This window comes from Ferrovibrio sp. (assembly GCF_046297595.1).
Lineage (GTDB): Bacteria > Pseudomonadota > Alphaproteobacteria > Ferrovibrionales > Ferrovibrionaceae > Ferrovibrio.
In genome coordinates, this window is sequence record NZ_JBKBHT010000015.1 from 1 (window position 1) to 13,928 (window position 13,928).

The 13,928-nt window shown below is 65.9% G+C and carries 14 protein-coding genes; 6 read left to right on the forward strand and 8 right to left on the reverse strand.

What is annotated here, in order from left to right:
* On the forward strand, nucleotides 1-653 hold a 653-nt coding region (locus ACK4FJ_RS19985; protein ID WP_409768683.1), incomplete at its 5' end, for a DUF6064 family protein.
* 6 nt (nucleotides 654-659) lie between these two features.
* Here ACK4FJ_RS19985 and hemW read toward each other — a convergent pair.
* From hemW to rph, 3 genes are read right to left on the reverse strand one after another with little or no spacing between them, the layout of a single operon-like run.
* Nucleotides 660-1,847, reverse strand: coding sequence for a radical SAM family heme chaperone HemW (gene hemW / locus ACK4FJ_RS19990; RefSeq protein WP_409768687.1), 1,188 nt, complete (start codon nucleotides 1,845-1,847; stop codon nucleotides 660-662).
* Nucleotides 1,828-2,451, reverse strand: coding sequence for an RdgB/HAM1 family non-canonical purine NTP pyrophosphatase (rdgB, locus tag ACK4FJ_RS19995; protein WP_409768690.1), 624 nt, complete (start codon nucleotides 2,449-2,451; stop codon nucleotides 1,828-1,830). The genes hemW and rdgB overlap by 20 nt, the downstream gene beginning before the upstream one ends.
* Nucleotides 2,452-2,456: 5 nt before the next feature.
* Nucleotides 2,457-3,173 carry a ribonuclease PH gene (gene rph / locus ACK4FJ_RS20000; RefSeq protein WP_409768693.1) on the reverse strand — a complete coding sequence of 239 codons (717 nt, stop codon included), beginning with the start codon at nucleotides 3,171-3,173 and terminating at the stop codon, nucleotides 2,457-2,459.
* Nucleotides 3,174-3,333: 160 nt separating this feature from the next.
* On the opposite strand from rph, the gene ACK4FJ_RS20005 reads away from it, so the two are divergent.
* Nucleotides 3,334-4,800, forward strand: coding sequence for an alginate export family protein (locus tag ACK4FJ_RS20005; RefSeq protein WP_409768696.1), 1,467 nt, complete (start codon nucleotides 3,334-3,336; stop codon nucleotides 4,798-4,800).
* A 7-nt stretch (nucleotides 4,801-4,807) separates the two neighbouring features.
* On the opposite strand, the gene thrS is transcribed toward ACK4FJ_RS20005, so the two are convergent.
* The 5 genes from thrS to ACK4FJ_RS20030 all read right to left on the reverse strand — a co-directional run bounded on the left by thrS (nucleotide 4,808) and on the right by ACK4FJ_RS20030 (nucleotide 10,371).
* On the reverse strand, nucleotides 4,808-6,007 hold the full coding sequence (thrS, locus tag ACK4FJ_RS20010) for a threonine--tRNA ligase (RefSeq protein WP_409768699.1): 1,200 nt from the start codon (nucleotides 6,005-6,007) through the stop codon (nucleotides 4,808-4,810).
* Between the two features lie 281 nt (nucleotides 6,008-6,288).
* On the reverse strand, nucleotides 6,289-7,698 hold the full coding sequence (locus tag ACK4FJ_RS20015) for an amidase (protein WP_409768702.1): 1,410 nt from the start codon (nucleotides 7,696-7,698) through the stop codon (nucleotides 6,289-6,291).
* 57 nt (nucleotides 7,699-7,755) lie between these two features.
* Complete coding sequence (locus tag ACK4FJ_RS20020; protein WP_409768705.1) at nucleotides 7,756-8,166, reverse strand: hypothetical protein; 411 nt, start codon at nucleotides 8,164-8,166, stop codon at nucleotides 7,756-7,758.
* A 26-nt stretch (nucleotides 8,167-8,192) separates the two neighbouring features.
* A complete protein-coding gene (locus tag ACK4FJ_RS20025; protein WP_409768708.1) occupies nucleotides 8,193-9,065 on the reverse strand; it encodes a GyrI-like domain-containing protein in 873 nt (290 codons plus the stop codon).
* A 271-nt stretch (nucleotides 9,066-9,336) separates the two neighbouring features.
* Nucleotides 9,337-10,371: a polysaccharide deacetylase family protein gene (locus ACK4FJ_RS20030; protein ID WP_409768711.1), complete on the reverse strand. Its 1,035-nt coding sequence runs from the start codon at nucleotides 10,369-10,371 to the stop codon at nucleotides 9,337-9,339.
* Between the two features lie 71 nt (nucleotides 10,372-10,442).
* Between ACK4FJ_RS20030 and pyrF the strand changes: the two genes are divergently transcribed.
* From pyrF to trpA, 4 genes are read left to right on the forward strand one after another with little or no spacing between them, the layout of a single operon-like run.
* On the forward strand, nucleotides 10,443-11,174 hold the full coding sequence (gene pyrF / locus ACK4FJ_RS20035) for an orotidine-5'-phosphate decarboxylase (RefSeq protein ID WP_409768714.1): 732 nt from the start codon (nucleotides 10,443-10,445) through the stop codon (nucleotides 11,172-11,174).
* On the forward strand, nucleotides 11,174-11,818 hold the full coding sequence (locus tag ACK4FJ_RS20040; RefSeq protein WP_409768723.1) for a phosphoribosylanthranilate isomerase: 645 nt from the start codon (nucleotides 11,174-11,176) through the stop codon (nucleotides 11,816-11,818). The genes pyrF and ACK4FJ_RS20040 overlap by 1 nt, the downstream gene beginning before the upstream one ends.
* A 22-nt stretch (nucleotides 11,819-11,840) precedes the next feature.
* Nucleotides 11,841-13,052: a tryptophan synthase subunit beta gene (gene trpB, locus ACK4FJ_RS20045; RefSeq protein WP_409768717.1), complete on the forward strand. Its 1,212-nt coding sequence runs from the start codon at nucleotides 11,841-11,843 to the stop codon at nucleotides 13,050-13,052.
* Nucleotides 13,049-13,870: a tryptophan synthase subunit alpha gene (gene trpA, locus ACK4FJ_RS20050; RefSeq protein ID WP_409768720.1), complete on the forward strand. Its 822-nt coding sequence runs from the start codon at nucleotides 13,049-13,051 to the stop codon at nucleotides 13,868-13,870. The genes trpB and trpA overlap by 4 nt, the downstream gene beginning before the upstream one ends.
* Nucleotides 13,871-13,928 lie beyond the last annotated feature (58 nt).

Sequence of the window (13,928 nt, forward strand, 5' to 3'; positions counted from 1 at the left end):
GTCGCCGATATCGGGGCGCTGTGATGTCCGAATGGTGGACCTACGGCCTGTCCGATTTCCTGCTGTTCTCGCCCCAGACCTATCAGCGCCTGTTCGAGCTGCATAACGCCGCGCTGTGGCCGGCGCAGGTCGCGGCGCTGGCTGCCGGCATTGCCGTGATCTTGCTCGGCATGCGCCAGTCGCGCGGCACCTGGATACTGGCTGCGCTGGCATGGCTGCTGGTGGCCTGGCTGTGGTTCCATCAGCGGTATGCCACGATCAACTGGGCCGCCGACTGGATTGCCATCGCCTTCGTGCTGCAGGCCCTGCTGCTGCTCTGGCAAAGCCTGCGCAGAAAATCAGTATCCGGGAGCAGCAATCTTGCCGGTCTGGCTTTCATGATTTTCGCCGTCGCCGCGTTGCCGCTGCTGCCGCTTTTGCTCGGCCGGCCCTGGCGGCAGGCGGAGATCTTCGCCCTCACGCCGGGGCCCACGGTGATCGCCACGTTTGGCCTGCTGCTGATGTTGCGGGCGCCGCGCCATCTGCTGATCCTGCCGCTGCTCTGGTGCGCCATCGACGGCGCCACCTTGTGGGCCATGGATGCGCCGGAATTCTGGCTGCTGCCGGCAGCGGGCCTGCTGACTGTTGCCATGACGGCGCTTCGGCGCGCCTGAACCGGTTTAGGCCAGCAGTTTCGCCAGCAAGCCGTCCAGCACGGCGCGGCCTTCTTTTGTCGCCACGATCTTCTCCGGCGTGCGGATCAGTAGGCCCGCTTTTTCCAGCGGCGCGCTGCGCTCACGCGGCACCACGGCATCGAGATCGAGACCGCAGGCGGCACGGAAGTTTTCCGCATACACGCCTTCCGCTAGACGCAGGCCCATCATCAGCGCCTCTTCCGCACGTTCCGCATGGCTCACCGGCGTCAGGCTTTCGCGCCCCTCGCCCTGCTGTTCCACCTGTTCCAGCCAGGCTTCCGGCTTGCGCCGGTTCTGGATCGCCTGCCAGCCCGCGCCACCGCGCTGCCGCGCATGGGCGCCGGGGCCAAGGCCCAGATATTCGCCGCTGCGCCAGTAGACCAGGTTATGCCGGCTTTCGCCGCCCGGCCTTGCATGGTTGGAAATCTCGTAGGCCGGCATGCCGGACTGTTCCATGATCTCCTGCGTCAGGTCGTAAAGTGCCGCCTGCGCATCGTCGTCCATCGGTTTCAGCGCACCGCGCGCCACCGCGCCGGCGAAACCGGTATTGGGTTCGATGGTCAGCGTGTAGAGCGAGAGATGGTCGCCGGCGAGTGTCAGCGCTTCATTCAGCTCCGCGCGCCAGCCCTCCGCCGTTTGTCCAGGCCGGGCATAGATCAGATCGAAGGAATAACGCGGCACGGCCTTCTGCGCCGCCGCGATGGCCTGCCGCGCCGCGCCCGCGTCATGGGCGCGGCCGAGGAATTTCAGCACGGTTTCATCGAAACTCTGCACGCCGATGGACAGCCGGTTGATCCCGGCCTGGGCGAAGGCGGCGAATTTTTCCGCTTCGGCCGAATTCGGGTTGGCCTCCAGCGTCACTTCCACGTCACTGGCGAAACGCCAGTGCTGCCGTGCCGCCTCCAGGATCGCCGCCGCCGTCTCGGGCGGCATCAGCGAGGGTGTGCCGCCGCCGAAGAAAACCGAGGTGATGGTTTCGCCGCGCCCGTAGCCCGCCTGGGCATACCCCGCCAGTTCGGCCAGATAGGCCTTCTGCCAGCGCGCCGCATCCACGCGCTCGCGCACATGGGAGTTGAAGTCGCAATAGGGGCATTTCGAGACGCAGAACGGCCAATGCACATACAAGCCAAAGCCGCGCGACGGAACCGTGCCGCTAGCGCCGGAAGCAGGCATCGATCAGTTGCCTGAAGGCCTGCGCGCGGTGGCTGATCGCGTGCTTCTCCTGCGGCGGCATTTCGCCGAAGGTGCGATTGCCGAACCCCACCTCGCTTTCGGGCAGGAACATCGGATCGTAGCCGAAGCCGTATGTGCCGCGCTGCGGCCAGACCAGCCGGCCATGCACCGCGCCCTCGAAACTTTCCACATGGCCATCGGGCCAGGCGAGCGACAGCGCGCAGACGAACTGGGCACGGAACGGCGGCTCGACGCCCTTCTCCTGCACGGCGCGCCACACCTTGTCCATCGCGTAGCCGAAATCCTTCTTCGGCCCGGCCCAGCGCGCGGAGTAAATGCCCGGCGCGCCGTCCAGCGCATCCACGCTCATGCCGGAATCGTCGGCCAGCGCCGGCAGGTTCGCCCCGCGCGCCGAGGCCAGCGCCTTCAGTTCGGCATTGGCGATGAAGGTCTCGCCGGTCTCTTCCGGCTCGGGCAGGCCCAGTTCGCCGGCCGACACCGCCTGCACGGCGAACGGCGCCAGCAGGTCGGCGATCTCGCGCAGTTTGCCGGCATTGTGGCTGGCGATCACCAGTCGGCCGCCGTCGAAAAGGCGCCGCGTCATGGCTTTTACTTTCCGATGGCCTGCCGCTGCAGGACCATCAGTTCGGTAATGCCGGCCTTGGCCAGTTTCAGCATGGAGGCGAACTGCTCTTCCGAGAACGGGTCCTTCTCGGCCGTGCCCTGCACTTCCACGATGGCGCCGGTATCCGTGAGCACAAAATTGGCATCGGCCTGCGCGGTGGAATCTTCGGCATAATCGAGGTCGAGCACCGGCTGGCCGTCGCACAGGCCGCAGCTGACCGCACCAACCTGGCCGACCAGCGGGATCTGCGCGATGGCACCGTCCTTCACCAGCTTGGCGAAGGCGTAATGCAGCGCGACCCAGCTGCCGGTGATCGCGGCCGTGCGCGTGCCGCCATCGGCCTGCAGCACATCGCAATCCAGGCGTATCTGGCGCTCGCCGAAACCGGAAAGATTGGTCACCGCGCGTAAGCTGCGGCCGACCAGGCGCTGGATTTCCTGGGTGCGGCCCGACTGCTTGCCGCGCGAGGCCTCGCGCTCGGTGCGCGAATGGGTCGAGCGCGGCAGCATGCCGTATTCCGCCGTCACCCAGCCGCGGCCGGTATTGCGCAGGAAGGGCGGCACCTTCTCTTCCACCGTGGCGGCACAGAGCACATGGGTCTCGCCGAACTTCACCAGGCAGGAGCCCTCGGCATATTTGGCGAAGCCCGGCTCCAGGCGGATCGGGCGCAACTGGTCGGCTTTGCGGCCGCTCGGACGCATGGGTCTCTCCTTAGCGAAAAGTCTTAATTTAACGGCTGTTCTAGTCGATCCGGACCATGGGAACAAGCCGCGCTTGACAGTTTAGGTCCGTAGAATACAAGCAATACGCCTTGTAACGCTCCCGCCGACAGCCGCCGCCAGAGAAGCCCGGAGTTACGTGATGCCCCGCCGCCTGCTTTTTGTGCCTGCCCTGCTTGCCGCCTGCGGCATGGGCCTGCCCGCCTTGGCCGATGACGATGGCCATGAGGCACGCGGCCTCACCCGTTCGTTCGGCGATCTCGACCTGACACTGACACTGGATGCCGGTTTCGGGCTGTTCAGCGTCACCAATGCCATTCACGGCCTCGGCAGCCAGGCCCGCGGCAGCAACACACGCGAAGGCGGCCGCGCCTGGAGCGAAGGCTTCATCGCGCCCGGCCTGACCGCCGACTGGAATCTGGGCGACAGCAGCCTCTATGGCGGCTTCAAGCTGGTGGGCAGCGCCACGCGCGGCGAGGGCGATGCGCAGCGCGAGTCTTCCACCAGCGACCGGCCGGAATCGCTTGGCATCGAAGACGCCTATCTGGGCTGGAAATCCGGCATCGCCTTCGCGTCGCTGGGCGAGGATGCCGTGGATGTCTCGGTGGGTCGCCAGCCGTTCAGCGTGGGCGACGGTTTCCTGCTGATGGACGGTACGGCGGAAGGCTTCCGCCGCGCCGCCTATGTGCTGGGGCCGCGTTCAAGCTTCGACCGCACGGCGATCGTCAAATTCAACACCGAGCCGGTGCGCGCCGATATCTTCCACCTGGAGGGCAATGTCGACCAGCGCCTGATGACCGGCAGCGATGCCGCCGCCACCAGGCTGTATGGCGGCAACATCGAATGGTTCGCCTCCAGCCACAAGGACCATGGCCGCTTCGAGTATGACGAGCGCCTGTGGTATGTCGGCGCTACCGCGCTCACGGTCTACGAGGCCGATAGAGGCGTCGCCAGCAACCGCGACGGGCTGGATGTCTACGCCCTGCGCGCCGGCGGCGCTTTGCTCAGCGGCCTGGGCGAGGGCTGGCAGGATTTCGCCTTCTACTCGGAAATCGGCCTGCAGCGGAATGGCGACGCCAGCCGCAAGAGCCGCGCCCATGCCTGGTATGCCGAACCGCAATACACCTTCTCGGCCCTGCCCTGGACGCCGCGGCTGAGTTACCGCTACGCGCATTTCAGCGGCGACGCCGATGCCAATGACGGCCGCAACACCGCCTGGGACGCGCTTTATACCGGCGGCGGCCCGCGTGGTTTCGGCACCTGGGACCTGGGCGAGATCTATGCGCGCTACACGCCCAACGGTAATTCAAACCTGAACAGCCACATGGTACATCTGCGGCTGCAGCCGATGGAGGAACTGGCTGTCGGCGGCCTCGTGTACCGGCATTTCTTCGACAAGCCCGACACCGCCAACGGCGTTCGCTCCGACGACCTGCTCACCGAGGTGAACGTGTATGCCGAATGGGAGACGCCGGTGCGGGGCCTGAGCGTGACGGGCATCCTGGGCGCGGCCAAGGCCGGCGACGGCCGCCGCCAGCAGCTCGGCACGACGGACGCCACCGACCGCACCACGTATCTGGGCGAGGTGGTGTTCGGCTATTCCTTCTGAGCCGGTTTCAGCGAAAAGCCTCGTGCCGCAATTGCCGCGCGGCCTCGGCAACCGGCAGCTCGACCTGCCGGCCGCTGCGCCAGCGTAACGACAGCGACCCCCGCTCCGCCTCGCGTTCGCCGGCGACGGCCACCAGCGGCACGCCCTGGTCATGCGCCTCGGCGATCTTGCGGCTCAGACGCTCCGGCCGGCTGTCGACCGCCACGCGATAGCCCTCACGGCCCAGCGCGGCGGCGGCCTTGCGGGCATAGCCGGCATGGGCATCGGTCACATTGGCCACGACGAGCTGCTCGGGCGCCAGCCACAGCGGCAGGGCACCCCGGTAATGTTCCAGCAGCATGCCGATGAAACGTTCCAGGCTGCCCAGCACGGCATGATGGATCAGCACCGGCCGCGCCCTGGCGCTGTCGCTGCCGACATACGTCGCGTCCAGGCGTTCAGGCATCACGAAATCAAGCTGCACCGTGCCGCATTGCCAGCTCCGGCCATGGCTGTCGCGCAGGTGGAATTCCAGCTTCGGCCCATAGAAGGCGCCTTCGCCGTTGCGTATGGCAAAATCCAGCCCGGCCTTGCGCGCTGCCATCACCAGGGCGGCCTCGGCACGGTCCCAGGTGGCGTCGTCGCCGGCCCGCTTGGCCGGCCGCGTCGCGAAGAACACCAGCGGCGCACCAAAGCCGAAATCGGCATAGATGCTGCGCAGCAGCTCGCAGAAACGCTGCACCTCGCCTTCGATCTGCGCCTCGGTGCAGAAGATATGCGCATCGTCCTGCACAAAGCTGCGCGTGCGCATCAGGCCCTGCAGCGCGCCCGAGGGTTCGTCGCGATGGCAGGCGCCGAACTCGCAGTAACGCAGCGGCAGCTCGTGCACCGACCGCAGCGTCTTGTTGAACACCTGCACATGGCCCGGGCAGCTCATCGGCTTCAGCGCAAAAGGCCGATTCCCGGAATTCACCCGGTACATTTCGTTGGCGAACTTCTCGGCATGGCCGCTCTGCTCCCACAATGAGTAACTGAGCAGCTGCGGCGTGCGGATTTCATGGAAGCCGGCCTCGCGCATGCGGCGGCGGATATAATCCTCCACCACGCGATACAGCGCGAAACCGCGCGGGTGCCAGAACACCATGCCCGGCCCTTCCTCCTGCTGGTGGAACAGGTCGAGCTTCGTGCCCAGCACCCGGTGATCATAGGCGTCCATACTCTGATTCACGGCGAAAACTCCTTCATCTGCGGAGCGTGCCGGAAGCGGACAGGACCCTGAAACGACCGGGGCCCCGTCCGTTTCCGGCGGGGCCCCTGGGTGGATGCGATGCGCTATCTGCTCACGCGTGACACCAGGGCTCCCCGCCGGTGGCGGTAACCTTAATGGTGACGACGGTGAGAATAATGCTCTGCATGGTGGGCGCGACGGTAAGCGTCGCGCCCCAGTGCGTCAAGCGGGAATTTATTGCCGCGATGCCGGCGGCGGCCGGAAGCCGCCGAATTCGCGCGTCACCAGACCGGCAAAGGCAATGGTGGTGCGGTCCTCAAGGAATCCGCCGATCGCCTGCACGCCCACCGGCAGACCGTCTGCGGCCATAGCCACCGGGAAGCCGTGGCCGGCTGGCCGGTCAGCGTCGCGATACTCGACCACAGCGGCAGCTCGCCATAGGGAATGACGCGGCCGTCTATGCTCACCGTGCGCTCGGCCATCGGCCGATGGTCATGCGCCAGCGCCGTGGTCGGCATCACCGGGCAGAGCACGATGTCCCAGTCGCGGAAAACCCGGCGCCACTGGTCGGCGATGCCGGTGCGCATGAAATCGGCCTGCACCCAGTCGCGATGGCTCATCACCAGGCCGCGCTCCACTACGCTGCGCAGGTCGGCGGCGGCGGGCGGAATGCCTGCTCCCCGCGTCACCGCCGCCTCGTAATCGGGCTGCGGCATGGTGCCGCCGATGAAAGCCATCAGCAGACGCAGATACATGCTGCCGATCAGCGACAGGTCGGGCAGGCCTGCGCCGCTGCGTCCCACCTTGCAGCCGACCGTCTCCAGCCGGTCGGCCAGATCGTTCAGCGGTCCGCGTATGGCGGCGGCCGTCGGCGTCAGCGGATGATCGTCGATCACCAGCACGCGGTAATCCTTCAGCGTCGCATGCCGCGGCGCCGGCAGATCGAGTCGCCAGGCGGTGCCTTCGTGGTCGTCGGGACCGGCCAGCACATCCATGCCAAGCATCAGATCCTGTGCTGAGCGCGCCATCGGCCCGCAGACGGCAAGGTCCATGCGCGCCGCAAGCGACAGCACTGGAATGCCTGGCGGTGTCTGGCCGCGGGCCGGGATGATGTCGCTGCTCGGCTTGTGGGCATAGATGCCACAGAAATGCGCGGGCACGCGCAGCGAGCCGGCCAGGTCGGAGCCGAGTTCCAGTGCGGTGAAGCCGGCTGCCAGCGCCGCCGCCGAACCGCCCGACGAACCGCCCGGCGTATGCGCCAGGTTCCACGGATTGTTGGTGGTGCCGTAGACCTGGTTGTAGGACTGCCAGTCGCCCAGCACGTAAGCCACGTTGGTCTTGCCCAGGATCACGGCACCGGCGGCCTTCAGCCGCGCCACCGCCACGGCATCCTGCGCCACCGGTATCTGGCTGGTATTCGGTATGCCCCAGGTGGTTGGCAGGCCGGCGATGTTGAAGCTTTCCTTCACCGTCATCGGCAGGCCGAGCAATGCGCCGCGCTCGCCTTTGGCCAGCGCGACATCGGCCGCCTTGGCGGCTTCTCGGGCGCGCTCGAAATCGCACACCACCACGGCATTGATCTCGCCGTCATTGGCCTCGATGGCGGCAATCGCCGCCTCGGTCAGTTCGACCGAGGAAACCTGCTTCGCGCGCAACGCGGCTGTGAGTTCACTGGCGGTGCGGAATTCCATGGCATTCTCCGGATCGGACTGCTGAGGCGGGCGATACTATAGACCGCGTGGTGACGTTCAAACCAAGCCCTCGGCGCGGCGCCGCGCACGCATGAAGGCGATAGCGGGACGCGACAGTTTCTTCAGCGTGGGCGATGCATCATCCAACACACGCCAGACCGGCGTCAGGTCGGCCGGCTTCGCGCCGGCGTTATGCGCCTCCCAGACGGCTTCGGCCACGATGCGCAGCTGAAAACCCATGGTGATCGGGCAGGTCACCTCGGCGCGGTGGCGCCGCGCCATGGCATGGCGCAATTCCGGTAACGTCATGCCATGGCCTTTCGGCAGACGACGGATGAAGGCATCCACAAGCTGCGGCGATGGCACCAGCATCACCTGCCCGGTCTTCATGCCGGCGATATTGATCGGCACGGGCTTCACCTGATGCGGCCGGCCGTTCCGCAGCTTGTCGGTCCAGGATGCCGGCATGGAGAATCCCTTCCCTCCCTCTGTCATCACTTCAGCGGCAGGCAGATATCGGTCAGCAGCTCGGTGGGCGGCACTTCGCGCGGGTTGTTCAGGTAGTCCTCGAAGACCGGCGCATCGGCGGCCTCGCGGCCCGACTGCACCAGCCATTCGCCATACAGCCAGTCATAGGCCGCCTTCATGTCGGAATACGGCCCCTTGTGGCGCAGCACGGCATAATCGCCGCCGCGCAGTTCGGCGCGCTGCAACGGCGCTTCGATCGGAAAGGATGCATCGGGCACCATGATACCGGCAGCCGATTGCAGGTCAGCCTCGGGCACCGAGGTTGGGTCGGAATAGAACAGGCCCCTCATGCACAAGTCCGGCCGCAGCAGGTTGCGCGCCCCCAGCGTGCCGAACAGCATCTCGAAGGCCTTGCCGATTTCCATATACGAACCCCTGTGCGGAATCACGGCCAGCGTGGCGGGCGACAGCTTGCGAATGGCGACATCATGCATGGGGGAAAATCCTTTCGGGGCGTTGAGCATGGAAAAGCGGGTATGGCTGCCTGCCTTGCGGAATTCCGTCGGCGGCATGCCATAGGCATCGCGGAAGGCACGCGTGAAGGCGGCCAGGCTGCCATAACCGGCCCGTGGCCAGATGGCTTCCAGCGCCATGTCGGTATGGGTCAGGTCGGCGGCCGCGCGCTGCAGCCGCAGGCGCTTCACCGTGTTGACGACCGACTCGCCATAGACCGCCTGCCAGGTCCGGTGCCAGTGCCAGGGCGACAGGGCCGCCACATCGGCCAGGGTGTTGAGGTCGGGTGCCTCGTCCAGATGGGCGTAGATGTACTCCACCACGCGGGTGAAGCGACGGACGTAGCCGGCCTGGCTGGCAGACTCGGATGGCGGGGACACGGACATGAAAGCCTCAATGGGTATCGACTGAGACGGACGCTAGCAGAGGCCGGTTTGATAAATCTTGCGGAGTGTCGGCTGTCCCTTTTTGACGGTGCCTGCCCTTGTCGGGGTGGAAATGTTTACTATATGTTCCTGTCACTCCCGTCGCCATCACTTATTCCGAGTTCTGGGTGTGGATTTCAAAAAAGGGGTGTGGCGCTCTGGATCACCAACACCGTTTAAGTAATTTCAATAACTTAACACATCAAAACATGTGCAAAACGACGCGAAACCGCTACTTCACCACCGTGAACTGGATGCCGAACCAGCGGAACCGGCCCTGTTCGGCCGAGGGTACGGTGCAGCTGATGCGGTCGCGCGGCGGCAGGAAGGCCTCGGGCGGGGTGAGTTCGTAACGCCGCTCGGCGATCACCTTCGGCTGGATCGGTTTGCCCTGGCCGGTATAGCAGACCATCTGGTTCAGCCGCTCGATGCCCGGCGCCACCGTGAAACGCAGGGTCGGCGGGTTGGCCGTCCGGCCAGCCTTCACCAGCACATCGGCCGGCTCCACATCGCTGACCGGCAGCGGCAGGGCGTTCAGCGACTGGCGCACGCGCTCGACGGTGCCGAAGCTCTCGTTCATCGGAAATCGCGGCAGCCAGAACATGTCGTGCTGCGCATGGGCGATGCCGGAATGCTGACCGAAGGCGGCGGCATAGCCCATGTCCCGTACCAGCTTCAGCGACATGCTGTCCCACTCGCCGAAGGGATAGGCGAACAGCGTGGGTTTTTCGCCCAGTTCCTGCTCGAACAGTTTCATCGAGGTTTCCAGGTCCTCGCGGGCCTTTTCCGCGCTCAGGCCCGGCAGCGAGGGATGGCGGTGGCTGTGGGCGCCGATGGTGACGCCCTCGGATTTCAGCTGCCGGATCTGGTCCCAGGTTAGGTAGCCGCGCAGCTTCGAGGTCACCGGTTCGGTGGCGACGAACAGCGTGAAGGGCAGGCCGGCTTTCTTCAGGCGCGGCCAGCCCTCGGTCAGGACCGAGACATAGGCATCGTCGGCGGTGATCGCGACGGCGCGGTCAGGCAAGGGCTGCCCGGATTTCAGCTTGGCCACGATCTCGGGCAGCGGCAGCACATGGTATTTGCCCGAGGTCAGCTCGGCGATATGGGCGTCGAACTGCTCCAGCCGGATGTTGGTGCTCGGCACCGTGTTCTCGCCGAAGCGGTGGTACATCAGGATGCCGGCATGATCAGCGCTGGCGGCCGGGGTGGCGCAGGCCAGGGCCGCGGCCAGCCCCATGGCGGAAAGGGTAAATTTCAGGGTTTTCATGGCTGCCAGCATAGCCGGCCGGCCCGGCAAAGGGGAGACTTGGGCGGCGGTTTCCGCTATAAGCCCGGCCCATGCCTCAGACAGCCAATCCGGGCCGCATCGCCCCCGTCTTCTGCGCCATCGACACCATCGAGCTGGCCTTTGCCGGCCGCTGCGCCCGCGCTGCCGCCGCCGCCGGTTTCGGGGTCAAGCTGGGCAAGGAATTCTTCACCGCCCATGGCCCGGCCGAGGTGCGCGCCATCCTGCCCCAGGGCACGCCGCTGTTCCTCGACCTGAAATTCCACGACATTCCCAACACCGTGGCCGGCGCGGTGCGCTCGGCTGCCGCCGCCATGGGCCCGATGATGCTCACCGTGCATGCCTCGGGCGGGCCGGCGATGATCCGCGCCGCCGTGGACGCCGCCCGTTCGGCCAAGCAGAAACCCTGGATCCTGGCCGTCACGGCGCTGACCTCGCTGGATACGGCCGATCTGCGCGCCGTGGGCGTGAATGAAGACGTCAGCGCCTATGTGGCACGGCTGGCGAAACTGGCGCAGGAGAACGGTGCCGACGGTGTGATCTGCGCCGCCACCGAAATCGAGATGCTGCGCAAGGCCTGCGGCCCCGACTTCAAACTGGTGGTGCCGGGCATCCGGCCGAAGGGTTCGGCGGCCGGCGACCAGAAGCGTGTGATGACGCCGGGCGAGGCCTTCAAACTTGGCGCCGACCATCTGGTGATCGGCCGGCCGATCACCGAGGCCGACAGCCCCGAGGCCAGCGCCCGGGCCATCGCGCAGGAACTGCGCGAAACCGCGGCCGCCTGATCATGCCGGTATTGGCCAAGATCTGCGGCCTGACCGACGAAGCCGCCGTGGAGGCTGCCGTGCAGCACGGCGCCGACATGCTGGGCTTCGTGTTCTTTCCCGCCTCGCCGCGCAACCTGTCGGCCGAACAGGCCGAGGCTTTGCTGCATAACGTGCCCTCGGGCATCGACCGCGTCGGCGTCTTCGTCGATCCGGAAACCGATTTCCTCGACAAGATTCTGGCCAAGGCGAGGCTCGACCTTTTGCAGCTGCATGGCGACGAAACGCCCGAGCGCTGCCGTGCCATCAGCATCTATTTCGGCCTGCCGATCATCAAGGCGATCAAGGTATCCTCGAAAGCCGACCTCAAGGCCGCGAAAGCCTACGAGGATGCCGTCGACTGGCTGATGTTCGATGCTGCCCCGCCGAAGGATGCGACCCGGCCGGGCGGCAACGCGGCAAGCTTCGACTGGAGCATCATGCAGGGCGCGAAATTCAACCGGCCCTGGCTGCTTTCGGGCGGCCTGACGCCGGAGAATCTTTCCTTGGCGGTGCGGCAATCCGGCGCCAGTGCCGTTGACGTATCATCGGGGGTGGAAAGCGCCCCGGGGAAGAAGGATCCGGCGAAGATCCGCGCTTTCCTCGACGCCGCCCGCGCCCTGTGACGCAGTTAGTAGGACCGAACCGATGACCATGCTGAATTCCTACCGCTCCGGCCCCGACGAAAAGGGCCATTTCGGCAAATTCGGCGGGCGTTTCGTCGCCGAGACGCTGATGCCGCTGATCCTCGATCTGGAAAGGCACTACAAGGCGGCGAAGAACGATCCGGCCTTCAAGGCCGAGATGGATTATTTCCTCAACGATTATGTCGGCCGGCCCAGCCCGCTCTATTACGCCGAACGCATGACCGAGCATCTCGGTGGCGCCAAGATCTATTTCAAGCGCGACGAGTTGAACCACACCGGCGCGCACAAGATCAACAACTGCATCGGCCAGATCCTGCTGGCCAAGCGGATGGGCAAGACGCGCATCATCGCCGAAACCGGTGCCGGCCAGCATGGCGTGGCGACTGCCACCGTCGCAGCCCGTTTCGGCCTGCCCTGCGTCGTTTACATGGGCGAGATCGATATCGAGCGGCAGCAGCCGAATGTCTTCCGCATGAAGCTGCTTGGCGCCGAAGTGCGACCGGTGAAATCCGGCTCGCGCACCCTCAAGGATGCGATGAACGAGGCCCTGCGCGACTGGGTCACCAACGTGCACGACACCTTCTACATCATCGGTACCGCCGCCGGACCGCATCCCTATCCCGAACTGGTGCGCGATTTCCAATCGGTCATCGGCCGGGAAGCGCGCGAACAGATCCTGCAGAAGGAAGGCCGCCTGCCCGATAGCCTGGTCGCCTGCATCGGCGGCGGCTCCAACGCCATCGGCCTGTTCCACCCGTTCCTCGACGACAAAAGCGTGGAAATCCACGCCGTCGAGGCGGCCGGTGAAGGCCTAGACACCGATAAGCATGCCGCCTCGCTGGCCAAGGGCGTGCCTGGCGTTCTGCACGGCAACCGCACCTATCTGCTGCAGGATGCCGACGGCCAGATCACCGAGGCGCATTCAATTTCCGCCGGCCTGGATTATCCTGGCATCGGCCCTGAGCATGCCTGGCTGCACGATGTGGGCCGCGTGAACTACGTCTCGGCCACCGACAAGGAAGCACTGGATGCCTTCCAGCTCTGCTCGCGCCTTGAAGGGATCATCCCGGCGCTGGAGCCGAGCCATGCGCTGGCGCATGTGATCAAATGGGCGCCGACCCTGCCCAAGGATCACCTGATGATCATGAATCTGTGCGGCCGTGGCGACAAGGATGTGTTCAATGTCGCCCGTGCCCTGGGAGTGAAGCTGTGAGCCGCATCGACAAGCGTTTCGCTGATCTGAAGGCTGCCGGTCGCGCCGGACTGGTCACCTTCATCACCTCGGGCGATCCGGATCATGAGACCTGCGCCCGGCTGCTCGCCGGCCTGCCGGCCGCCGGCGCCGACCTGATCGAACTGGGCGTACCCTTCACCGATCCGATGGCCGATGGCCCCTCCATCGAGGCCGCCAACCTGCGTGCGCTGGCCAAGGGTGCATCCTTGCGCAAGACGCTCGATCTGGTGCGCGGCTTCCGCAAAACCGACGATGCCACGCCCATCGTGCTGATGGGGTATTTCAACCCGATCTCGGCCTATGGCGTCGATGCTTTTCTGAGCGACGCCAAAACCGCCGGCGTGGACGGCCTGATCGTGGTCGACCTGCCGCCGGAAGAAGACGATGAACTTTGCATTCCCGCCATCAAGGCCGGCCTGCATTTCATCCGGCTGGCGACGCCCACCACCGACGATGCCCGCCTGCCGGCCGTGCTGAACAACACGTCCGGTTTCCTGTATTATGTTTCGATTGCCGGCATTACCGGCGCAGCGGCGGCAGATCCGGATGCTGTCGGCAAGGCGGTGGCGCGGATCAAGCGGCAGACCAAACTGCCGGTGGCCGTCGGTTTCGGCATCCGCGACGGCAAACGCGCCGCAGAGATCGCTGCCGTGGCCGATGCCGCCGTGGTAGGCTCGGCCCTTGTGGATCGCGTCGCCGAAGCCCAGGTGAAGGGCATCGATCCGGCGGAGCATGTGCTGGCGCTGGTGCGCGAGCTGAGCAAGGCCATCCGCGGCGTCGCCAAGGCGGCGGCCTGAAGCGTTAAGGAGTATCGCCATGAACTGGTTGACCCGCACCGTCCTGCCCAAGATCCGC

Coding starts and splice junctions, on each gene's coding strand:
- hemW (WP_409768687.1), bottom strand. CDS start 1,847: ATGCCTGCTTCCGGCGCTAGCGGCACGGTTCCGTCGCGCGGCTTTGGC.
- rdgB (WP_409768690.1), bottom strand. CDS start 2,451: ATGACGCGGCGCCTTTTCGACGGCGGCCGACTGGTGATCGCCAGCCAC.
- rph (WP_409768693.1), bottom strand. CDS start 3,173: ATGCGTCCGAGCGGCCGCAAAGCCGACCAGTTGCGCCCGATCCGCCTG.
- ACK4FJ_RS20005 (WP_409768696.1), top strand. CDS start 3,334: ATGCCCCGCCGCCTGCTTTTTGTGCCTGCCCTGCTTGCCGCCTGCGGC.
- ACK4FJ_RS20015 (WP_409768702.1), bottom strand. CDS start 7,698: ATGGAATTCCGCACCGCCAGTGAACTCACAGCCGCGTTGCGCGCGAAG.
- ACK4FJ_RS20020 (WP_409768705.1), bottom strand. CDS start 8,166: ATGCCGGCATCCTGGACCGACAAGCTGCGGAACGGCCGGCCGCATCAG.
- ACK4FJ_RS20025 (WP_409768708.1), bottom strand. CDS start 9,065: ATGTCCGTGTCCCCGCCATCCGAGTCTGCCAGCCAGGCCGGCTACGTC.
- ACK4FJ_RS20030 (WP_409768711.1), bottom strand. CDS start 10,371: ATGAAAACCCTGAAATTTACCCTTTCCGCCATGGGGCTGGCCGCGGCC.
- pyrF (WP_409768714.1), top strand. CDS start 10,443: ATGCCTCAGACAGCCAATCCGGGCCGCATCGCCCCCGTCTTCTGCGCC.
- trpB (WP_409768717.1), top strand. CDS start 11,841: ATGACCATGCTGAATTCCTACCGCTCCGGCCCCGACGAAAAGGGCCAT.